The sequence below is a fragment of the Tritonibacter litoralis genome (genome assembly GCF_009496005.1).
Classification (GTDB): domain Bacteria; phylum Pseudomonadota; class Alphaproteobacteria; order Rhodobacterales; family Rhodobacteraceae; genus Epibacterium; species Epibacterium litoralis.
Window position 1 is genome coordinate 93,756 of record NZ_WIBF01000006.1, and the last position, 22,619, is coordinate 116,374.

Consider the following 22,619-nt stretch of genomic DNA (forward strand, 5'->3'; position numbering starts at 1 on the left):
CTGTTGCTAAACTTACCCCCTGAACCTTCGCCAAAATGGTTGGTTGAATATTAAAACAGTTGAAAAAAACAATTCTAAGGCGTTCAAAATTATCTATTTCATTCAATAGGTTGAACACCCCAGGCAAGATAGATCCAACCTCCACTCACCCTTAGATTTCAGACCGTGTTTTAGATGACGCGGATCAATCCTGGATTATTTTTCCGGGATTCATGATGTTATCCGGGTCCAGCGCCGACTTGATCGCGGACATAAAGCGTGTGGTTTCGCCCAGCTCGCGCTGGACATAGACGCGTTTGCCCTGCCCAACCCCATGTTCGCCAGTGCAGGTGCCTTCCATGGAGATTGCCGTGTCTGCCAGCCAGTTGAGGAACGAATCGGCCAGCGCCTGTTCATCGCGATTGCCTGGTTCGAGCAGAAGAAGCGCATGGAAGTTGCCGTCGCCTACGTGGCCAACCATCGGTGCCATCAGCCCCAGTTCTTCGGCCTTGGCGCGGGCCAGACCCACACATTCCGCCAGACGGGAGATCGGCACGCAGACATCTGTGGACAGGCCCTGACATCCCGGCCGCAAGGAAAGACCAGCCCAATAAGCGTCATGGCGCGCCTGCCAGAGTTTGTTGCGCTCTTCCGCTGTGGAGGTGGCGGTAAAGTCGCTGCCTTCGAATTCCTCTGCAATGCCGCCAAACACATCGGCCTGTTCCAACACCCCGGCCTCTGACCCGTGGAATTCGAGCAAAAGCAGTGGTGTTTCCGGCAGAGCGAGTTTGGAATACCCGTTGACGGCACGCACGCTCAGCGCGTCCAAAAGCTCGATCCGGGCGACGGGGATGCCATATTGAATGGTCATCATGACGGCCTGGCACGCGGCTTCGACGGTCGGAAAAGAACAGCGGGCCGAGCGGGTCGCCTCGGGGATGCCTTGCAGGCGCAGGGTCAGTTCGGTGATCACGCCCAGCGTGCCTTCGGATCCGATCAACAGCCGTGCCATGTCGTAGCCGGCCGATGATTTCTTGGCCCGCGCACCGGTGCGAATGATGGTGCCATCGGCCATCACGGCTTCAAGGCTGAGGATATTGTCTTTCATCGTGCCATAGCGCACCGCATTGGTGCCCGAGGCCCGCGTGGCCGCCATGCCACCCAAAGACGCGTTGGCACCGGGATCAATGGGAAAGAACAGACCCTGATCGCGCAGGTGTGTATTGAGCTGTTCGCGGGTGACGCCGGGCTGGACCACCACGTCCAGATCCTCCGCATGGACCGCCTTGATCTGGTCCATTTGGCTGAGGTCCAGCGAAATGCCACCGGCGGGCGCGTTCAGATGCCCCTCGAGCGAGGAACCGGTGCCAAAGGGGATCACCGGCACCTTGTGCTGGGCGCAAAGTTTGACAACCGCTGAAACCTCTTCGGTGCTGCGGGCAAAGACCACGGCATCGGGGATCTGGTTTTCTAGCCATGTGGTGGTGTGGCCATGTTGTTCGCGAATGGACTGGCCGGTTTGCAGGCGATCCTGGAACAGGTCCCCCAGGGCAGAGATGACCGCTGCAATGCCCACCTCGTTGCGCGGTAATGTGGTGATGTCGGCCATGTGGATCTCCCCGGGTCTTAAACGTCCGGGAAAGATCGCATGTTAAGTATCCATGTCAATGGGGGCTGATGTCGCTTTTGATTATTCCCCCAAGGCGATGCCTTCTCGGCGGGGATCGGCGGCCCCTTTGAGCGTCTGCCCCACCTCAATCGCGTGCAGACCCGAGTTCAGGCTGCGGGCGCTGACCTCAAACCCTTGCGCTTCCAAGGCCGGGTCCAGCGCGGTGGCTGCGGTGCCCTCTTCCACGTCATAGGTGCCAAAACGGTTGACCAGATGCGGCAAGGCCAGCGCCTGTTGCAGGGGCATGTCCCAATCGGCCCAGGCAATGATGGATTTCACCACATAGCCGATGATGCGGCTGCCGCCAGGAGAGCCGATGACCAGCGCAGGTTTGCCGTCCTGCATCACAATGGTCGGCGCCATGGACGAGCGCGGGCGTTTGCCGGGTTCCAGCCGGTTTGCAATTGCCACACCGTCGCGGTGGCTGCGGAAGGAGAAATCCGTCAGCTCATTGTTCAACAGAAAGCCGCCAACCATCAGGCGCGAGCCAAAGGCATTTTCGATGGTGGTGGTCATCGACAGGGCGTTGCCATAGGCATCAACGATGGAGATATGAGAGGTCGAGGGGAACTCGATCGCGTCATCATCCGCCCAGTTCAGCGCGTGGTCGAATGTCGGTTGGCCCGGCGCGACCTCGGGCAGCGCATCGTCACCTGCCAGCAGTTTGGCGCGATCTGCCAGATAGGCGGGGTCGACCAGCCCCTCTGTCGGCATAGGCACAAAATCACTGTCGGCCATATAACGCCCCCGGTCGGCAAATGCGAGGCGCGAGGCGTCGCCGATCAGCCGCCAGCTTTCGGGGTTTTCAGCCCCAAGTGCCGCGAGATCATATTGGCCAAGCATGCCGAGTATCTGCCCAACGGTCAGCGCGCCCGACGACGGCGGACCCATGCCGCAGACCTCGAAAGCGCGGTAGGTGGCGCAAACGGGCGCGCGTTCTTTGACCGTGTAAATCGCCAGATCCGTCGCCGACAGCACACCGGGGTTACCGGGGGCGGTTGTCACGGTTTCGACGATTTGCGCCGCGAGGGGGCCGGTATAGAACGCATCCGCCCCGCCACTGGCCAGCATCTGCAGCGTGGCGGCGTAATCGGGGTTCTTCAAGGTTGTGCCTGCGGTGATCGGGGCGCCACCGGGCAGGAAGTAGTCCGCGGTTGCGGGGAAACGCGCCAGACGTTCCGCGCCGCCCTCCACCAGCTGTGCCAAACGGGGAGAGACGGTGAAGCCCTCGGTCGCCAGATCTGTGGCCGCGTCAAACAAAGAGGGCCAATTGGCGCGTCCCCAGCGGCGGTGCGCCTCTTCCAACAGCGCAGGCGTGCCGGGTGTGCCTACCGAACGCCCCCCCACCACGGCATCAAAGAATTGCAACGGCTCGCCCGCCTCATCCTGAAACAGGCGCGGCGTGGCGGCCAAAGGCGCTGTTTCGCGGGCATCAAGCGTGGTGAGCGACCCTGTGGCCGCATCATACCAGACCAGAAACGCCCCCCCGCCCAGGCCTGAGGATTGCGGTTCAACCAGCCCCAAAACGGTCTGAACCGCCACCATCGCATCCGCCGCCGTGCCACCTGCGCGCAGAACATCCGCGCCGGCCTCAACCGCCAAGGGGTTGGCAGCAGCGATCATCCAATTGTCAGAGGTGACCTCCTGGCCCGCCTCCTTGGTCGCAAGCGCGGCCTGTACGGCAGGTGATGTGCTGGCAAAGGCCCCGGCGGTGGCGGCTTCGGGGGCCACCGTATCAGCGGCCTCTTGTGCCCAAACAGGGGCGGCCAGAAGGCAGGCAACAACGCTGAGAGATAGACGGCGCATGGGAGTTCTCCTCTGTCGGGCAATCCACGCCATGAGACCGCGTTTAGGGAGAATTGTCACGAGGGATTTGTGGGGACGTTGTTGACCAGGGTTAATTTATTAACCGCCCGCCGTGTGGGGCAAAGCGCCATTCTGCATTGGCTGTTTCATGGTTTGCTTAAGGTTTGGCAATACGTGCGCAGCCCTTTCAATCCGCTAGTCTTTCGCGGGCTGCAAAAATTGCGGTCAGCCATGCTGTCGATAGGGCGCGATTACCAGAATGGTCACCGTTCGGCACGACGATCAGTTCGTTGGATATGCCCAAACTGTCCAGATGTTCAGCATAGTTTTGACTAAGTAGAGTTGGCGTGATCGCATCTTGGTTGCCAGAAATCAGAGTGACATGAGCCGCAGTAGATGGGCTGAAATCTTTGGGTGAAACAGACCGAACAATCGTATCCTCCGGCCACTGAGGGTTCAGTTCTTGCCACACGTCAAGGTCACACGGACAAGCCACTAAGATCACCTCGTCGGCAATGTCGTTTCCGAAAGAAAGCGCAAGCGCCAACTGCGCCGCGCCTCCGGAATGCCCGATCGCCACAACAGGTCCATTTTGGCCAATCCGCTCGAGGTTCTTCGCGATCATTTTAGCGTTCTCAATGGTATACTGGTCGCGGCGTCCGAAATTTTCGCCAGGACTTTGCCGCCCCCATGGATCCCGATATCCAGGACGGAGTAACATATGCACAGTGGCTTCGGGAATGCGGCGCGCGATATCCGCACCAAAAGCGAAATAACTCAATGGGTCGCCGCCATTGCCTTCGTCGCCATGCAACATAACAATCGACAATTCAGAGCCATTCCCAATCTGTAGCCCGTCCAAAGTGTCTTGCGATATGGCCGGCGTGCCAAACGCCACCAAAAAAGCGAGTATCAGATGCTTCAAAGCGAATGCTGGTTTCACGTTTCCAAGCGCAGCGGGTTTCATAAGCGATAGGCTTTCCAGTTTCTTTCTTCGCATACAGACATTCGCAGCAGCGCAGAAAAACTGCAACATTGGGCTCGCTGCACCCATTCGCCGACCAACTGCAGAACCTCTCCTTTGATGGACCCCTCACCCTATGCGGACAAACAGATTTTGATCAACTGGCGACGCACGGCGGACTAAGGGTGAATTCGCTGCGCGAGCGCCGAGGTCTGCTTTCAAAAAGCACCCTGCCAAAAACGGTCGTTTGTGACCAATGACGCGCGCTCAATCCACGCGCGAGCGTGAGCTGTAGTTGGAGCACCTGTCGGCCAAGACGTCCGGGTTTGCTTTGTGGACACTCGTCGAAGCGGAGTGACCGTGAAAATCGGACACTGGGGAGCAACCGAAAACAGTTTCCTGGCACTTGTCACAGCCAATGTGCTGATGGAACTACAACCGCACTCAGATGACAGAACTTAGTTTCGCAAGGATTCGCTCGGCATATAGAACCCTCCATACAGCTCGCCGAACCCATGCTTCTCGATCGAGTTCGAAAATTGACTACGGAGCTTCTCAACATAAGAAAATACTTCATTTTTTGGTGGGTTCATTTGTATCTCATTTAAGTGCGGATTCTTTCTTTCAAATTCGCATATTACCGCTATTGCATTGTCGAGGGGAAAGTCGAATCTACACGATTCAACCAGTGGTTTAAGCGCGTCTATTTCGCTCCACGAATAAAATTTGCCCCCAATGTGAGCGCCTCCGTGGCCACGAAGATGTAAGAAAATGACCTCCATGATATATTGATATCTTGCAATTGTGCGAGAAATTATTTTCTCCGATGCTCCACTCAACATACTAAAGTTGGATTCGAAAACGAGTTCACGTAGCGCATCCATAGATAGTAATGATTGCATCACGTGCCCGATTGTTACCTCGAACTGCTCGAATATATTATCATTGAGAGGATCGTATGGGCGCCAGTGCGTCTGCAGAAAGGTTGCCGCAATAGAAACCCCCGCAAAATCTGCATCAACCTCTTCATCAGAAATGCCAATGGCGTTGTTATATCGATTACGCCGAACGCGATCTGCCCTCTCCACATCGTAAGGGAACAGACTTCCTGGACAGTTTCCAACTAAGTGGCCTATCTCATGGCATATGATAGTTGATCGAGCAGATTCCATTGTAGATTCGTGAGAGTCATATCGATACTGCCTATTTATAGGCATAGGCTCGCCGCGAAATTTAGAAAGGCTGGATATAATTGAACAGTAGTAATTCATGAGTTCACTACTCCAATGGAACCGACCGTAACTTAGAGCTGTTTCGCAAACGGACAAAATTGCCTTTCCAGTTGCGACTTCGCGCTGTCGGAAGTATCGGCATTGCAATGCGTAAGATACTGCATCCAGAACGCGGAGTTCGTCATGAATAATCAGTCGGTCTTCTGGCACGCAGTACGCACGACGTGTTATGTCAAACCGCACCTCTAGCTCTATGTCGGATATCTCTTCGGCCCAGTCCAATTTCTTGTTGTATCTTAAATGGCTCAGCCAATCCCTAAGATCAGCTACGCAATGGGCGCTATGCTCGAAAGAAGCACTTTGGCACGTGCGTTTTTCGCAAGCCTGCCTTAGGTACATCTCAATTCAGAACGTTTTTTATGTACTTTGCAATGTCCTTGATTGATGCGACTTTTATATGAATGCCGTCATTGTCAATCGTGAGTATCTTTCCCTTTGCGAGCCAGTAACCAAGTGTGACGTAGATGAATGGATCCTTGTTATCGACAACAAATCTTACTAAATCAGTCCCATCGAAACCATGTTCCTTCGTTTCTCGTAGGATTGGGATCTCTACTTGGTGGACTGTCATAATTCCGCGAAATTCGTCGCTATCACTTTGCTTGATTAGTATTTCCATAATGCTATCCTTATATATTCTAGCCTGTTGCTGAATCAGTCAGTCCTTGGGTGGCGGCATTCATTTATCGTCTAGCATACTTATTGGTGCTTGTAAGGAGCGAGTATCGCTCGGTGTTTCTGAGCGCGATAAGGACATAAGGAAGCGCATTGGGACGTCGAAGGTGGGCTGATCAGGCAAACCAAGCGACACTGAGGCTCGTACGCGGTCAAGCCTTCATGAAAGCGGCTGGGAGGCTATGCTGATGACAGTGTCGGCGTGGTCTCCTTCGCGAATCGGTCCTTCAAACCTCAATTATTGTCAGATCAAAGTGCATTGGCGAGCTTTGAGAGGCCTTGAGAGTTGTCCTTGAGGACGGCGCCAGTTGCAGGAACGTCCGGGATGGAGCTTCATCCTGACTTTCGGTTCATTGGAGGCTTTTCAATCTGGAGATGATCCCGACTCTGCCGTCCGGGGCAAAAACGGTCGTTTTTGTCACAGCCGTTGCGGACGCCGGAATCGTTGAAAAATCTTGTGCCACAAACCCTTGGCAAAACTGCCTTTGATTTTGTCACGTTTTTGGCCGCCCTTGAAATGCGGTCATTGGTGCAAGCTGCAGCATCAGGTAAATTGGGCTCTCAGCCTCCATTCGCCGCGCCTAGTACGAACCTCTCCTTTGATGGACCCCTCAGCCTATACGGACATACAGATTTTGATCAACTGGTGACGCACGGCGGACAAAGCCGCCGTCACTAATGAAGTGTTTAATGACTGCATTCTCCCGAAAGGAACGCTCGATGTCTAATGAGAGATCATCCACGGGCGTTTGGTGGGAAAGCTTTTGGCTCCGTTTGCGTGATGAAGTGTTTTGCTTGGTTTTTTGGTTCCTCCGCCACAACATCCACAACCTGGTCCATGGTTACTGCGTTTTGGGCTATCTGCGGAACGTTCGTTCGTTTCGTGAGCGTGACGCACGCGGCCAGATACCGCGGAAAGACGCGGCACGGTTATCATAACTCGGCGCGCCTCGATGCCACATTCAGGGCAAGGACAGGGGTCCTTGAAACGACTCATTGGTCGCATTTCTTCGAAAACGCCGCAGTCGTCACATTCATATTCATAGACCGGCATGATTTGCCTCCTACTGTGTTAGAAAAACCGCCCCCAGATTGACTGGGAGCGTCGGTCTCATTTACAGATCAGGTGCGAGAGGTACGTCGACGGAACCGTCCAGATACTTGGTTGGCCCTTCCGCATTCGGCATCATGTCCCATTCAAAAATATCGTTTGGCAACCACAGCGTCGCACAAGCGTTTGGTATGTCCACGACGCCTGAGATGTGGCCTTGGACCGGCGCCGTCCCCAAAATAGCGTATGCCTGTGCGCCGGTATAACCGAACTTTTTCAGATATTCGATCGCGTTCAAACAGGCCTGGCGATAGGCTACATGAACATCAAGGTAGTGTTGTTCGCCATATTCATCTACGCTGATGCCTTCAAAGATAAGGTAGTCGTTATATGACGGCGTGATCGGCGATGGTTTGAAGATCGGGTTTTTGACACCGTATTTCGAGACGCCCTCTTTGATCAAAGACACTTTCAGGTGCAGCCAACCCGCCATCTCGATCGCACCACAAAAGGTGATTTCGCCATCACCCTGACTGAAGTGTAGGTCGCCCATGGAAAGCCCTGCGCCGTCCACGTAGACTGGGAAGTAGATCTTTGAACCACGACTAAGGTCTTTGATGTCACAGTTCCCGCCATGTTCACGGGGTGGAACAGTCCGCGCAGCTTCTGCTGCTGCCGCGTCGCGCTCTTCGCCTTTCATCGCGCCCATATGAGCGCTCTGCGTGTTTGGCAGGGCAGCCAATGGAGGTGTGCGATTTGGGTCTGAGTTAAACAACTCAGTTTCGCGAGAGTTCCACATATCCAGCATCTTACGATCTGGCAAACAACCAATTAGACCCGGATGAATCAATCCGGCATATTTCACACCGGGCACGTGGCGCGACTTCGTGAACATCCCGTCGATATCCCAGATCGACTTTTGCGCTTCGGGGAAATGCTCTGTCAGGAAGCCGCCACCATTTTGCTTTGAAAAGAATCCGTTAAAGCCCCAAAGCATGTCTTCTTTGGCACCGATATCCAAGATTTCTACGACCAAAAGGTCACCCGGTTCAGCGCCTTTCACACCAATAGGGCCCGATAGGTAGTGAACCTGTTCCAGCTCGACATCGCGGACATCGCTCGCGTCGTCGTTGTTCTTGATCTGGCCGCCGGTCCAGTCATAGGTTTCGATTTTGAAATCATCGCCGGGCTCAACCCAGACATTAATCGGGATATCTGGATGCCAACGGTTGTGAATGTTCTCGTTTGTATGTGGGCTTTCACTAAGGTCCACAGAGATGAGCGTATCGGCCATAACGCAATCCTTTCTTTTGACTTCCGTTAAACTGAGAGAAATTTTGAGACCTTGGCCTCATCCACCCCATCGCGGGGGCTGTCGTGCACGAAGGTGCCATTTTCGATGACCATCACACGATCGGCGACGTCCAAAGCAAAGCTCAGAACCTGTTCTGACACGATGATGGTGAGGCCCTTCTGGTCGCGAATTTTGCGCAGGGTGCGTGCCATTTCGCGGATGATCGACGGCTGAATGCCCTCGGTGGGCTCATCCAGCAGCAACACCTTGGGGTTGGATGCCAACGCGCGGGCAATGGCGAGCTGCTGTTGTTGCCCACCAGAGAGATTTCCACCGCGCCGGTCTTTCATTTCCAAAAGAACCGGGAACAGCTCATAAATATCTTCGGGCACCTTTTTTTGTCCGGTGACGGTCAGACCTGTTTCAACGTTTTCTTGCACCGTCATGGAAGAAAATATCATCCGCCCCTGCGGCACATAGGCGATGCCATTGGCCACACGTTGGTGGGACTTCATGCCTGTGACGGCTTTGTCGCCAACCACGACATCGCCACCCTTTTCAGGCACGATGCCCATCAGAGTTTTCATCAATGTGGTTTTGCCCATGCCATTGCGGCCCATGATGGCGACGATCTCACCTGGTTTGACCTTCAGGTCGAGGCTGTGCAGGATTTCACTTTCGCCATAGGAGGCGCGCAGGGATTCTACGTTCAACATTTGGAATGCCCTTTCTTAATGGCCGAGGTAGACTTCAACGACTTTGGGATCGTTCTGGACGTGATCCATGGAGCCTTCGCTGAGCATCTCTCCGCGATGCAGAACCGTGACACGTGTGGCGATGTCCGCCACAAAACCCATGTCGTGTTCGATCACGATCACAGAGCGGTCCTGGATGATGCGGTTGAGCAGCTCAGCGGTTTTCTTGCGTTCTGCGACGGACATGCCCGCAACAGGCTCATCCAGCATCAAAAGCTCGGGATCTTGGATCAGTAACATTCCGATCTCTAACCATTGTTTCTGGCCATGACTGAGATAGGCGGCTTTTTCATCCAGCTGATCAGCGAGGAAAATGGTCTCGGCAATCTCCTGAATACGGTCTTGGACAACCTGATCCTGATTGAAAAAGATCGCGCCAAACACGCCGTGACCTTTCGGATAGCTCAGCTCCAAGTTTTCAAAGACCGAAAGGTCTTCGTAAACGCTTGGGGTTTGAAATTTCCGCCCGACACCCGCATGCACAATCTGGTCTTCGCGCATATCAAGGAGGTTCATTCCCTTGAACTTTACGGTTCCGCCTGTGGCTTTGGTGCGTCCGCAGATCAGGTCAAGGACCGTGGTCTTGCCGGCCCCGTTTGGCCCAATGATCACCCGGCATTCGTTTGGTTCGACATAAAAGCTGAGGTGGTCGACCGCCTTGAAGCCATCAAAGGAGACAGTCAGGTCTTCGACACTGAGAATAAAACGTTCTGGCATGGTTCGCTCCTATTCCGCGGGTGCTTTGTTGGGGTTAGCCGCCTCTGCGGATTGGGTTTTGCTGATCAAGCGGTTGAGCAAGGGCTCGACTTTTTCAGACCACAGACCGGCCAGACCGTTGGGGAAGGCCATCACAACCGCGATGAACAATCCGCCGAGACCCAGCAGCCAGAGTTCTGGGAAACCTTCGGAAAACGTGGTCTTGGCCAGGTTCACCAAGAGCGCGCCATAAACCGCGCCCAGGATGGACAACCGTCCGCCAACGGCGCAGAAGATCACCATCTCGATCGAGGGCACGATGCCGACAAGGGTTGGCGACATAAATCCAACCTGCAGGGTGAACATAGCGCCGCCCACGCCAGCAAAAGCCGCGCCAAGGCAGAAGATAAAGATCTTGAAATTCGCGACGTTATAGCCCGAAAACCGCACCCGGTCCTCTTGGTCGCGCATGGCGATCAACAGACGTCCAAGTTTTGATTTCCGCACAAACTGCGCAATCAGCAGCACCACAAACAAGAGCGCGCCATTGACAAAGTAGAGAATATTCTTGGCTTCATCCGTGCGGATGTCCCAGCCCAGCAGCGTGCGCAGGTCAGTGATCCCGTTTACCCCGCCAGTGTAACCTTGCTGACCAATGATCAGGATCGTCAGGATCGCCGCGAAGGCCTGTGTGATGATGGCAAAGTAGACGCCACCCACACGACGGGTGAACATCGCAAACCCGATGATAAAAGCAAAGACAACCGGCACCATTACCACGGCAAGCATGGTGAACGCGAGGCTATGGAACGGCTGCCACCAGATCGGCAATGCGGTCAGTTGGTTCCAGTCCATAAAGTCTGGAATGCCAGGGGTGGATTGGATCGCGGTGTTCTCTGGCGTTGAGGCCTCAAGTTTGAGAAACATCGCCATGCAGTACCCGCCAAGCCCGAAAAAGATGCCCTGGCCAAGGCTCAAAATACCGCCCGCCCCCCAGCATAGGGCCAGGCCAATCGCAACGAAGGCATAGGTCAGATATTTACCAAAGAGGTTCAGGCGGAAGGTGTCGAGTGCGAGGGGAAGAACGATGAAAATCACCGCCGCAAGGATCAAGAACCCCAGTAACTCTTTTCGATTCATATAGTTGGTGAGTGTCATTCCCAGGGTTCCTTATTTGCGGAGTTTCAGGGCAAAGAGACCTTGTGGGCGGATCATGAGGATGCCGACGACCACAAGCAGGGTGATGACCTTGGCCATCGAACCGGAGAGGAAGAACTCCATGATCGACTGCGCCTGAGAGATCGAGAATGCACTGGCAATGGTCCCCAACAGAGACGCCGCACCGCCAAAGACAACCACCAAAAAGGTGTCCACAATGTAGAGCTGCCCTGCGGTTGGACCGGTGGAGCCGATCATCGTAAAGGCTGACCCGGCGACGCCTGCAACACCACATCCGATGCCAAAGGTCAGCCGGTCGGTCCATTCGGTGTTGATCCCAACCGCACCCGCCATCACCCGATTTTGGTTGATCGCACGGACCTGGCGGCCCCAAGTGGAGCGGAACATCATGATGTAAACGGCTAGTGAGATGCTGACGGCCAGGACCATCACAAAAATACCGTTGATCGGAATTTCAATCAGATCGGTCAGCGGCAATGAGCCCATCATCCAATCCGGAATAGACACACCCACTTCGCGCGCGCCGAACACGCTGCGGTAGATCTGTTGCAGAATGAGGCTGAGGCCCCAAGTGGCCAACAGGGTATCCAGCGGCCGCTTGTAAAGGTGCCGGATCATCGCCCACTCGATAAAAAGCCCCAACGCACCAGAGGCAATAAAAGCGAGAAACATTGCAATGAAGAAGTAGATCCCAAACAGCGAAGGGAGATAGGCGGCAAATATGTTCGAGACGATATAGGTCACATAAGCGCCAAGGATCATGAATTCTCCATGCGCCATGTTGATTACACCCATCTGTCCAAAGATGATCGCCAGGCCGAGAGCCATCAGGACAAAGACGGAAAAGAGAATTAGGCCTGCAAAGCCTTGCATGGCGAAAATAGCGCCAAGCTCGGCCATAGAGTAGTCAGCAAACATGCCAGCCTCCGGTCAGGGACAACGTGGGGAGCCAGCCCGGGGGAATGCGCGGGCTGGCTTGGGGAAGTTCCAAGAGGGGTTTATTGGTACCCTTCTGGGAACGGATCAGGTTCCACGAGGTCCGCTGTCTCAAAGACAACTTCGTATTGACCATCAGCCAACGCCTTGCCGACGCGCGTTTTGGACCACAGGTGATGGTTTTCGTGGACCTTCACATACCCTTCCGGTGCTGTTGGAAGTTCGATCCCAACCTGGGCTTCGCGGACCTTATCGACGTCAAAGCTACCGGCTTTTTCAACAGCAGCTTTCCAGAGCCACGGGCCAAGATAGGCGGCCTGGGTCACGTCTCCGATCACAATGTCATCGCCCCACATCTCTTTGAACGATTTGACGAATTCCAGATTGTTTTCGTTCTCCAGAGACTGGAAGTACTTCATACAGGCGTAAGAACCCGCAATGTTTTCACCACCGATGCCGCGAATTTCGTCTTCGGTCACGGAAATGGTCAGGACCAGCGGCTTTTCTGCTGCTGGGTCGATACCGGCCGCCGTCAGCTGTTTATAGAAGGCGACGTTGGAGCCACCCACAACGATCGCATAGATCACGTCAGGCTTTTTCAGGCGGATTTTATTGATGACAGAGTTAAACTGGGTATGACCCAGCGGGTAGTACTCTTCCCCAACAACCTTACAGCCTTCCATAAAGTTCTCGATGTGCTTGCGTGCGATTTTGTTGGAGGTGCGCGGCCAGATGTAGTCAGACCCCAAGAGATAGAAGGACTTGGCGCCTTTCTCTTTGTTGACCCAATCCAATCCCGCAATAATCTGCTGGGTGGCTTCTTGGCCGGTGTAGATGACGTTGGGGCTTTCTTCCAAACCTTCATAGAACGTCGGATAGTAAAGGAAGCCGTTGTACTGCTCAAAGACTGGCAGAACAGCTTTGCGGCTTGCGGACGTCCAGCAGCCCATAACGCTTGCCACTTTATCGTTCACCAGAAGCTTCTTGGCCTTTTCCGCAAAGGTGGGCCAATCGGATGCGCCGTCTTCCTGAACATATTCGATTTTGCGACCCAAGATTCCGCCTTGTGCGTTGATCTGTTCAATCGCCAGCTTTTCGGCCTGTACCGAGCCGGTTTCAGAGATCGCCATTGTGCCGGTGATCGAGTGCAAGATCCCGACGGTGACCGTATCATCCGTCACGGCAAGACCGGTCGTGTTCACCTCGGAAGTTGGGTAGTCGGCAGCCTTCAACCCCTTTGGTGTAAACAGGGAGGCGGTTAAAGCCGCGCTGCCCGCGAGCATGGCGCGACGGCTCATACCCAGTGAATCAGTGGATTTTCCCTTGTCAGACATATCGCTTCCTTCTCAGTGCGCTTAAAAAGCGGGCGATTCAGGCTCACCCGTCCGACAAGAAGGTTCGTTGGGAATGCTGCACTGCAGTATACGTCAAATGACGTATACCCCTGCGCGTTTTGAGCAGTAACCTACTTTTCAATGACAGAAATATAGGCGGGTGGTGGAACCGCATTTGACGACAGGACCCTTGGCACCCCTGTTGCGATGCGATGTGGGTACGGGGGTAGCCAATTGGTCACGACATTTGGCGCAACGCGCGAAAAACGGAAATACAATCGTTGGGTTGCCAACGAAACAATGGAAGATTTTGCACTGCGTTTTACCGCCCGCCGCGCACGGCGGTGGAGCTATGCGCGCGTCGCAAATACAGCCTTGGGCTCAATCTCATTTCTTGCGCTGGAAGCAATTGGGGCCGCCATAACGCTGACATATGGCTTCGATATCGCGATATTTGCAATTATGGTGGTTGGAGCGATCCTGTTCCTCACGGGTATGCCCATCTCATATTATGCGGCCCGCTATGGTCTTGATATCGATCTGCTCACACGTGGGGCAGGCTTTGGATACATCGGCTCAACCATCACATCTCTGATCTACGCATCGTTTACCTTCATATTCTTCGCGCTGGAGGCCGCGATATTGGCGCTTGCTTTGGAGTTCTGTCTCAGAATTCCTCTGTTTGTTGGCTACGTCATGAGCTCCTTGATCGTTATCCCCCTGGTGGTCCATGGCTTCTCAAAGATTTCAACTTTTCAAACCTGGACGCAGCCATTTTGGGTCCTGTTACACGTTATGCCTTTCGTGTGTTTGGCATTTGTTGGCTATGACATTGACACGTGGACGCGCTTCACCGGCTCTTCTGACGTTCCGGACGGTTCGCGTTTGTTGATGATCGGTGCGGCATCAGGCGTCATCTTTTCGCTTGTCGCGCAAATCGGCGAACAGGTTGACTTCTTACGCTTTCTCCCAGAACCCAAATCGCCAGAAGAACGCAGGAAGTGGTGGGCTGCCTTGATCGCTGCGGGACCGGGGTGGTCGATTTTGGGTGTTCTGAAAATGCTCGCAGGCTCATATCTCGTCACCCTGGCGGTTCGCGAAGGTGTTGCCATAGAGGCGGCAACCGACCCAACTCGAATGTATTATGTGGCGTTCGAACAATTCATTGAGTCACCCTTGGTGGTTTTGACTCTGACCGGTGTTTTTGTTTGCTTGTCGCAGCTCAAGATCAATGTGACCAATGCATATGCGGGCTCGATCGCTTGGTCGAATTTCTTTTCACGGCTGACCAAGACCCATCCTGGGCGCGTTGTCTGGCTCGTCTTTAATGTCTGCATCGCCTTGATGCTGATGGAGCTTGGCGTCTTTACCGGTCTGGAGCATGTCCTGAGCGTTTATTCCCACGTGGCCGTGGCATGGATCGGCGCACTGGTGGCGGATTTGGTGATCAACAAACCGCTGGGCCTGAGCCCGAAGGGGATCGAATTTCGCCGCGCGCATCTTTATGACATCAACCCGGTCGGGATCGGTTCGATGTTTGCCGCCTGCCTCTTGTCTTTTATGGCCTATGGCGGGCTGCTTGGCACCCTGCTTCAAGCGCTTTCCTCCTTTGTGGCGCTGGGGGCGTCTTTTGTCCTGGCACCGGTGATCGCTTATGTGACCAAAGGTAAATATTATCTGGTGCGCGAGACGGTGCCTGACCTTAAGGGCATGCAGACATGTAATGTCTGCGAATACCACTTTGACGCGGAGGACATGACACATTGCCCTTTTCATTCTGGGCCGATTTGTTCGCTCTGCTGCACCTTGGAGACGTCCTGCCACGATGAGTGCCGAACACAGGCCGGGTTGAAAGAAAACATCCAAAGGTGGTTGTTCACGTATCTACCCGACCAAGTCGCACACATGTTGATGACGCGACTGGCGCAGTTCTTGTTGGCGACCCTGGGGATTTCGGTGTCGGTGGGCACGCTGTTGCTGGTGATCCGCAATTTCGAAGGCGAGGCCAATTTCGATGCGGTGCTGACAATTCTATATGGCTCAGCAATTATTGTGATTGGCATATGCGTTTGGATGTTCCTGCTGATTGGGGAAAGCCGCAAGAAGGCCACCGAAGAGGCAGAGCGACAGACCGATCGGTTGCTCAAAGAGATCCGCGCCCATGAACGCACAGACCGCGCGCTGCAAAAGGCCAAGGAAAAAGCAGAAGCCGCCAACAGCGCAAAGACCCGTTATATGTCAGGCCTCAGCCACGAACTGCGCACCCCGCTCAACGCCATCTACGGCTTTGCGCAACTTCTTGAGAAAGACAATGCGCTGACGCCTTGGCGGTCGTCGCTGTCCAGTATTCGCCGCTCTAGCGAACATTTGGCCGGTTTGATTGATGGTCTGCTGGACATATCTCGGATCGAGGCCGGGCGTTTGGAGATCATGAAAGACCGCATCAACTTGGTGGTTTTCCTCAATCAGGTGGCGTCGATATTTGAGGAAGAGGCGCGCAATAAAGGCATTTCGTTTGAGCTAAAAACCAAAGGCAATCTGCCTGCTTTCGTCAAATCGGACGAAAAACGCTTGCGCCAGATCATCATCAACCTGCTGTCAAACGCCATTCGTTACACCAATACTGGCTCTGTGTGTCTGAACTTTTCTTACCGCAATGAGGTGGCCATTATCGAGGTGGTCGATACTGGCGTTGGGATCGCCCCGGCGCATTTGGACAGCATCTGGAGACCGTTTGAGCGCGGCGAACGGCGTGGCGGTCAAGGTTCGGGACTTGGCCTCACCATCACCCGGCTGCTTGTTGAGGTTCTGGGTGGGGATATTGACGTTGAAAGCACGCGTGGAAAAGGGAGCACTTTCACCGTGCGTCTCATGTTGCCATCGGTGACCCCAAGCGCGTTTGAACCACAAGCCAGCGAGGCCGACAGCAGCTCTCTTCCGGTCACGGGGTATGAAGGGCCACGCAAAACGGTGCTTGTCGTGGACGATGACTTTAACCACTTGGCGCTGATAGACAATTTCCTCAGCAAGTTTGGGTTTGTGGTTCTGAGCGCCTCCACCGTCCTAATGGCCGAAACCTTGCTTGCGGATGCCAATGCAGACATCATCCTGCTTGATATCGACATGCCCGGCCGCGACGGATGGAGCTTTGCACGTGAGCTTCGCTCGGGCGAGCATGCCAACACTCCCATCGTCATGATCTCAGGCCACGCCCATGAAGAGGGGCTGCACCGGTCAGAAATTGGTCTGCATGATGCGTTCTTGGCCAAGCCTTACAATTTGGATGACTTGCTGTTGCAGATCGCAGAGCTGCTCAAAATCAAATTGGTATTCAAAGAGGTGCAGGCCTCTGAAATCCTGCGTTTACTGACGGATGAAGATGCGGACCGCCTGGTTGAATTCGCCCAAATTGGTCACGTCAGTGCCCTGCGAACTCTGCTTTTGGAACTCAAGATCGCGCGGACCGGACCTGACGCGCTGATGACTGCAATCAATGGCAAGCTTGAATCCTTTGATATGGCAGGGCTGGTCGAAACTGTTAGGGAGCGTAAACCATGATTGACTTTGGATCGCAAAGCATCGCGTTGGTGGTGGATGATAACCCTGAGTCCTTGGGAATGGTTTCTGCAGCCTTGGAAAAACAGGGATTGACCGTTCTGGTCGCGCGGGACGGTAAAGCTGCGATCCAACTGACCGAACGCGTACAGCCCGATGTGATCCTGATGGACGCTGTGATGCCCGAATTGGACGGGTTCGAAACATGTCGTATCCTCAAGACCGGCCCCAACCCAACACTTGCACCCATCATCTTTATGACTGGCCTCAGCGACCATGAACATGTGGTCAAAGGGCTAAACGCAGGCGGTGTCGACTATATCACCAAACCGGTTGTCATCGAAGAACTGCTCGCCCGTATGACCACCCATATTCTGAATTCACGTCTTCTTCAAAGCGCCCGTCAGGCCATTGATGTATCGGATCGCCTTGTCCTGGCATTCGATAATCAAGGCGTATTAAAATGGGGATCACAAAAAGCGATTGAGGAAACTGAAACCGGCGCAGTTGATGTTAATGCCGCATCCTTCAAAGCGTGGTTGCGCAGCTGTATTGCGCAGCCGGTGTCATCGGTGGAGCCGTTTGAAAACGCCGATTTTGCGATGCAGTTCATCGGTCATTCCGACGCGCAGGAAATATTGGTCAAACTTGTTGTTCAACGCTCCGGAACAAAAGAAGATTTACTCCAAAGAGCCTTTGGCCTCACGGCGCGAGAAGCAGAAGTTCTGTATTGGCTCACGCTTGGGAAAACCAACCGCGACATCAGTGCCATCCTGTCTCTCAGTGCCCGAACCGTGAATAAGCACCTCGAACAAGTGTTCCAAAAAATGGGTGTCGACAACCGAACCTCAGCTGCGGTCTTAGCAGACAGGCAATTGCACGTGGGAAATTGAATTGCGCAAAGTCCCAGGTCTATTGGACGAGAAGCAAAACTTGCGTGGGACAAATATTGGTCAAATAAGCTGCAACACGCATAACCACTCAGGCTTTGAACCTGACCATAATTGATGTTTCGGCGAAAAAACCTACCGCGCCCGCACTTTGCGCGCCCAATTGCATCTGTAAGCGTTTATCGGCCGTTCTCGCAAAGCGCAGAGAGTGCAATTCTGAGCGCGCAGCAGTCATTCGATCCAGCGCGCCTCACAACATCGCGGGCACCACCAGGTCTGGTGGGCGGTGGCCGTCCTCAAATGTTTTGATGTTCAACAGCACCTTCTCTCCCATCTCGATCCGGCCTTCGCGGGTGGCGGAGCCCATGTGGGGGAGGAGGACGACGTTTGAGAGCTCGCGCAAGCGGGGATTTACCTCGTGACCGTTTTCATAAACATCAAGGCCCGCGCCTGCGATCTCGGACGCGCGCAGCATGCGAGTCAGGGCGTTTTCGTCGATGACCTCCCCGCGCGAGGTGTTCACGATCACCGCGTCGGGTTTCATCAGCTTGAGGCGGCGCGCATTCATCAGGTGGTAGGTCGATGGTGTCGCCGGGCAATTGACGGAAATCACATCCATGCGGGCGATCATCTGGTCGAGGCTTTCCCAATAGGTGGCCTCTAACCGGTCTTCTATGTCGGCGTGCAGGCGGCGGCGGTTGTGATAGTGGATCTGCATGCCAAAGGCCGAGGCGCGTTTGGCGACGGCCTGACCCACGCCCCCCATGCCAAGGATGCCAATCCGGCGCCCGGCCAGACGTCCGCCGAGCATCGCAGTGGGGGCCCAACCTTCCCAGCCGCCCTGTTGCATCAGCGCCAGACCTTCGGGGATCCGGCGTACCACGGCCATGATCAGCGCCATGGCCATATCAGCGGTGTCATCGGTCAGAACACCGGGTGTGTTTGACACCAGAATGCCGCGCTGGCGGGCGGTGGCCACATCGATGTGATCCACCCCTGCCCCATAATTGGCAATCAGCTTCAGCTGCTCTCCAGCCTGACCCAAGAGGGCGGCATCCACCGTGTCAGTGACTGTGGGCACCAGGATATCCGCCGTTTTAACCGCCTCCAGCAGTTCAGAGCGGGACATGGGCGTATCGTCGCTGCGCAAAGAGACGTCAAACAGTTCACTCAGACGGGTTTCCACAGGCTCGGGCAACCGTCGCGTAACAACAACACTCAGTCGTTCTCTGGGCACTTTGCGCTCTCCTCAGCTTTTCTCAGTCAGGCCTCATGTGGCATGGTGACCGAGGACGCAGGCAGGCACAAGAACCCAAGTCATTATTGGTTGCAGCTTTTACAGAAAATCCCGTAAGGAGCTGGTGAAAGAGACCAGAAATGGCCAAAAGGGTCCGCCCCGATTCTGCGCCAATACAGGTCCGATGCACCATATCAAAACGAGTGAGCAGGCAGTGACACGATCGACAATTCAATGTCTCGCGGGGATGCGCGGGGTGCTTGTGGTTTTTGCATGTTTTATTGGGTGTTTTCTGTGTTTGGCCGCGCCGGTGGCGGCGATGGAGCGGGGTCCGGTGACCAATTTGCCCTTGCCGCGCTTTGTCTCGATGAAAGCCTCCGAAGGCAATGTGCGGCGTGGACCGTCGCTGACCCATCGCATCGACTGGGTGTTCAAGCGGCGCGGCATGCCTTTGGAGATCACGGCAGAGTACGGCCACTGGCGGCGGGTGCGGGACCGCGATGGTGCAGGCGGCTGGGTGCATTATGCGCTGTTGTCCGGTGCGCGCACCGTGTTGATCGAACAGGATATGACCCAAGTATACGCCCGCCCCGATCAGCGCGCGCAGGTGACGGCGGCGTTTGAACTGGGCGTGATTGCGCGGCTGGGGGAATGTAATCTGGACTGGTGCCAGGTCACCGCCGGTGGCTATCGGGGGTGGGCGCTCAAAGCACAGCTGTGGGGGGTCGCCCCCGAAGAGCTGCGCGAATAAAACCCAGCGTTATAGCGCGGCGTGATAAATCCGCTGCGCATCCTCAAAGGTCACAGGACGTGGGTTGTTCACCAACAGGCGGGTTTGCCGCATAGCATCCTGTGCCAGACGGCCAATATCCGCAGCAGAGATACCCACGCTTTTGAGCCCCGACTTCATGCGCAGCGAATGGATCAGGCTGGAGAGGCGGTCGATCAGTTCAGCGGTGGTGGTTTCCGCATGCTGGCTGGGCGTGATGTTTGGGAAGATATGGGGCGCAAGGACTGCATATTCCGTGGCGCAGGTGGGGGTGTTAAACCGCATAACCTCGGCCAGAACCAAGGCGTTGCTGAGGCCATGGGGCACGTGAAACTGGCTGCTGACGGGATAGGCCAGCGCATTGACCGCCGCCACCGGCGCATTGGCAAAGGCCTGACCGGCCAGCATCGACCCCAACAGCATATTGGCCCGCGCGGGCTTGTCTGTGCCGTCAAAAACGGCTGTGTGGATATTGGCGGCCAGCAGATCCAGCGCCTGCAGCGCCAGTTTCTTGCTGATCGGATTGGCATTTGGGCTGCGTGAGGTATAGGCCTCGATCGCGTGGACCATGGCGTCCACACCGGTGGCTGCGGTCACCTCTGGCGGCAGGCCCAGGGTCAGGTCCGCGTCCAGCACGGCCAGATCCGGCAAGAGGATTGGCGAGGATATTCCGCGCTTTTCCGCAGTGCCCGAGTGATGCCCTGTAGTCAGCACCGCAATCGGCGTCACCTCGGACCCGGTTCCAGCCGTTGTGGGCACCAGAACCAACGGCAGCCGCATGCCCCGCGCCGCATTCACGCCAAACATCTGCGCCAAAGGCTGGTCGCTGCCCAGACAAAGCGCCACGGCCTTGGCCACATCCATGGGGCTGCCGCCGCCAAACCCCACCACGGCGCGCGCGCGGGCTTTGCGGGCCAGGTCGGCCACATCTTCGACGGTTTCGACTTTGGGGTCGGGTTCCACCTGATCAAACAGCGTCACTGAAAACCCAGAGGCGCGCAAACTGTCGATGGCAGGCTGTGCCAATCCCAGTTTCATCAATCCCGGATCGGTCACAAACAAAACAGAAGCGCCCGTGGCGACGCGCCCTGTTGCCGTCAGCAGATCTCCCAATCTGCGGCTGCTGCCGGTGGCGCAATGAATCGACGGGGTGGTGCTGAATGTGAACTCAACAGCGGTCTCTGGCATCTTGGGCCCCTCCTGTTCCCAAACAGTATCAGGAGGGCGCATGGGGCAGACAACCCTGCGTTGACGTCAACTGGCATCAGAGCCCAAGATTTTACGCCGGTTTTGCTATGGCGCGTGGAGGTCCGGATGGGCGTCCCGAATGGCGGGGATCTGTTCTATGTGCGCCAGAACGCGTCTGGTTTTGGGATAGGGCGTCAGGTCCACCTCCCAGCGGCGCGCGTTATAGGCCTGCGGCACCAGACAAAGATCCGCCAGCGAAAGGCGGGCGCCGAAACAGAAATCACCCTCTGCGATCATCGCTTCAAATGCGGCAAGCCCGGGTGGGATGAAATGCTTCATCCAATCTGCCATGGACAGGTTTGGATTTTGCGCGGTGCCAAAACGCGCCACGCGCAGGTTGCAGACCGGGTGCAGATCCATGGCAATTGCATGGGCCAAGGCGCGCACATGGGCGCGATCAGCTGCGTTTTCCGGCAACAGGCCAAGGGCGCGGGTTTCATCCAGATATTCGACAATGGCCAGGGATTGAGTCAGCTGTAACCCGTCGATCTGCAGCACCGGCACCAGCCCTTGCGGGTTGCGCGCCAGGTGATCGGGGGCGGTCTGGTCACCTTGGACCAGGTCCACCAATGTGCTGGTCCAGGACAGCCCACACAGCCCCAGCGCGATCCGCACCCGGTAGCTGGCAGAGGATCGCCAGTAGTCAAAAAGATGGATCATTTCCTATTCCTTGAGCAGCCTGTCCAGACCTGCCTCAAACCCTTCCCGCGTCTCTCCCAATTGTTCCAGGATCTGATCCTGAAAGGCTTCGGCCAAGGGGAGAAGATCCACCATCATCGCCCGGCCTTTGTCCGTCAGCGCCAGATGCACCAGCCGCCGGTCACCAGGATTGACGGTTTTGACAACCAGCCCTGCCTCTTCCAACCGGGTGGCGGCGCGGCTGACTTTGGACTTCTCCATCGCCACCCGCGCTTCGATGTCACGGATCGAGACCCCGTCAGATTGGGTCAGATGCACCAGCACCCGCCAGTCCGGGATCGAAATGCCAAAATGGCTGCGGTATTGCCGCGCCAGCAGTTCCGACAGCTTCTGAGCCGCCACCGCAAGGCGGTAGGGGGTAAAGTTCTCCAGATCAAAATCTTCAAGGATCTGGGTCGGATCAACGGGAGTGTTAGTCATAAAGGGGTCGAGCCTGGCATTGGAGTAAGGGAACAGATTGATTTCACCCGCGGCCGGGCTGGGTTGCAAGTCCTCATTAACAGGTTTCAAAATATTCATTGCATGCGCAACAAATAACTTATCCCCATTGCAATTGCAATAATCATCAAAGCCCATCCAAACCAGCGCAGA

The 22,619-nt window shown here is 55.4% G+C and carries 19 protein-coding genes; 3 read left to right on the forward strand and 16 right to left on the reverse strand.

Features of this window, described 5'->3' with window-relative positions; all coding sequences use genetic code 11:
* Nucleotides 1-184: 184 nt before the first annotated feature.
* The 12 genes from GFB49_RS11310 to urtA all read right to left on the reverse strand — a co-directional run bounded on the left by GFB49_RS11310 (nt 185) and on the right by urtA (nt 13,630).
* Nucleotides 185-1,588, reverse strand: coding sequence for an FAD-linked oxidase C-terminal domain-containing protein (locus tag GFB49_RS11310; protein WP_153215983.1), 1,404 nt, complete (start codon nt 1,586-1,588; stop codon nt 185-187).
* Nucleotides 1,589-1,669: 81 nt separating this feature from the next.
* Entirely contained in the window at nt 1,670-3,454 is a 1,785-nt protein-coding gene (ggt, locus tag GFB49_RS11315; protein WP_153215984.1) for a gamma-glutamyltransferase, read from the reverse strand.
* 187 nt (nt 3,455-3,641) lie between these two features.
* Nucleotides 3,642-4,490 (reverse strand): alpha/beta hydrolase family protein, encoded by an 849-nt coding sequence (locus GFB49_RS11320; RefSeq protein WP_153215985.1) that lies wholly within the window; start codon nt 4,488-4,490, stop codon nt 3,642-3,644.
* A 386-nt stretch (nt 4,491-4,876) separates the two neighbouring features.
* Complete coding sequence (locus GFB49_RS11325) at nt 4,877-5,590, reverse strand: hypothetical protein (protein WP_153215986.1); 714 nt, start codon at nt 5,588-5,590, stop codon at nt 4,877-4,879.
* A gap of 460 nt (nt 5,591-6,050) precedes the next feature.
* On the reverse strand, nt 6,051-6,329 hold the full coding sequence (locus tag GFB49_RS11330; RefSeq protein WP_153215987.1) for a hypothetical protein: 279 nt from the start codon (nt 6,327-6,329) through the stop codon (nt 6,051-6,053).
* A 780-nt stretch (nt 6,330-7,109) separates the two neighbouring features.
* On the reverse strand, nt 7,110-7,439 hold the full coding sequence (locus GFB49_RS11340; RefSeq protein ID WP_153215989.1) for an FmdB family zinc ribbon protein: 330 nt from the start codon (nt 7,437-7,439) through the stop codon (nt 7,110-7,112).
* 61 nt (nt 7,440-7,500) lie between these two features.
* Nucleotides 7,501-8,730 carry a formamidase gene (gene fmdA, locus GFB49_RS11345; RefSeq protein ID WP_153215990.1) on the reverse strand — a complete coding sequence of 410 codons (1,230 nt, stop codon included), beginning with the start codon at nt 8,728-8,730 and terminating at the stop codon, nt 7,501-7,503.
* Between the two features lie 26 nt (nt 8,731-8,756).
* Nucleotides 8,757-9,446, reverse strand: a complete 690-nt coding sequence (gene urtE, locus GFB49_RS11350) for an urea ABC transporter ATP-binding subunit UrtE (protein ID WP_153215991.1) — start codon at nt 9,444-9,446, stop codon at nt 8,757-8,759.
* A 15-nt stretch (nt 9,447-9,461) separates the two neighbouring features.
* Complete coding sequence (gene urtD / locus GFB49_RS11355) at nt 9,462-10,202, reverse strand: urea ABC transporter ATP-binding protein UrtD (protein ID WP_153215992.1); 741 nt, start codon at nt 10,200-10,202, stop codon at nt 9,462-9,464.
* A 9-nt stretch (nt 10,203-10,211) separates the two neighbouring features.
* The gene (gene urtC, locus GFB49_RS11360; protein ID WP_153215993.1) at nt 10,212-11,339 is read right to left on the reverse strand and encodes an urea ABC transporter permease subunit UrtC; all 1,128 of its coding nucleotides are present in this window, start codon (nt 11,337-11,339) and stop codon (nt 10,212-10,214) included.
* A 12-nt stretch (nt 11,340-11,351) separates the two neighbouring features.
* Nucleotides 11,352-12,278 carry an urea ABC transporter permease subunit UrtB gene (gene urtB, locus GFB49_RS11365; RefSeq protein ID WP_153215994.1) on the reverse strand — a complete coding sequence of 309 codons (927 nt, stop codon included), beginning with the start codon at nt 12,276-12,278 and terminating at the stop codon, nt 11,352-11,354.
* Between the two features lie 80 nt (nt 12,279-12,358).
* Complete coding sequence (urtA, locus tag GFB49_RS11370; protein WP_153215995.1) at nt 12,359-13,630, reverse strand: urea ABC transporter substrate-binding protein; 1,272 nt, start codon at nt 13,628-13,630, stop codon at nt 12,359-12,361.
* A 300-nt stretch (nt 13,631-13,930) separates the two neighbouring features.
* Between urtA and GFB49_RS11375 the strand changes: the two genes are divergently transcribed.
* Nucleotides 13,931-17,188 (forward strand): ATP-binding protein, encoded by a 3,258-nt coding sequence (locus GFB49_RS11375; RefSeq protein WP_246149687.1) that lies wholly within the window; start codon nt 13,931-13,933, stop codon nt 17,186-17,188.
* Nucleotides 17,185-18,078: a response regulator transcription factor gene (locus GFB49_RS11380; RefSeq protein ID WP_153215997.1), complete on the forward strand. Its 894-nt coding sequence runs from the start codon at nt 17,185-17,187 to the stop codon at nt 18,076-18,078. Before GFB49_RS11375 ends, GFB49_RS11380 begins: the two co-directional genes overlap by 4 nt.
* Nucleotides 18,079-18,325: 247 nt before the next feature.
* Here GFB49_RS11380 and GFB49_RS11385 read toward each other — a convergent pair whose 3' ends face one another.
* Nucleotides 18,326-19,312 (reverse strand): 2-hydroxyacid dehydrogenase, encoded by a 987-nt coding sequence (locus GFB49_RS11385; protein ID WP_343032549.1) that lies wholly within the window; start codon nt 19,310-19,312, stop codon nt 18,326-18,328.
* Between the two features lie 319 nt (nt 19,313-19,631).
* Here GFB49_RS11385 and GFB49_RS11390 point away from each other — a divergent pair, with 319 nt between their 5' ends.
* Nucleotides 19,632-20,063 (forward strand): SH3 domain-containing protein, encoded by a 432-nt coding sequence (locus GFB49_RS11390; RefSeq protein ID WP_246149695.1) that lies wholly within the window; start codon nt 19,632-19,634, stop codon nt 20,061-20,063.
* Between the two features lie 9 nt (nt 20,064-20,072).
* On the opposite strand, the gene GFB49_RS11395 is transcribed toward GFB49_RS11390, so the two are convergent.
* The 3 genes from GFB49_RS11395 to GFB49_RS11405 all read right to left on the reverse strand — a co-directional run bounded on the left by GFB49_RS11395 (nt 20,073) and on the right by GFB49_RS11405 (nt 22,448).
* Entirely contained in the window at nt 20,073-21,269 is a 1,197-nt protein-coding gene (locus tag GFB49_RS11395; RefSeq protein ID WP_153215998.1) for an iron-containing alcohol dehydrogenase, read from the reverse strand.
* A 105-nt stretch (nt 21,270-21,374) separates the two neighbouring features.
* Entirely contained in the window at nt 21,375-21,989 is a 615-nt protein-coding gene (maiA, locus tag GFB49_RS11400; protein WP_153215999.1) for a maleylacetoacetate isomerase, read from the reverse strand.
* 3 nt (nt 21,990-21,992) lie between these two features.
* Nucleotides 21,993-22,448, reverse strand: coding sequence for a MarR family winged helix-turn-helix transcriptional regulator (locus tag GFB49_RS11405; RefSeq protein ID WP_153216000.1), 456 nt, complete (start codon nt 22,446-22,448; stop codon nt 21,993-21,995).
* Between the last annotated feature and the right edge of the window lie 171 nt (nt 22,449-22,619).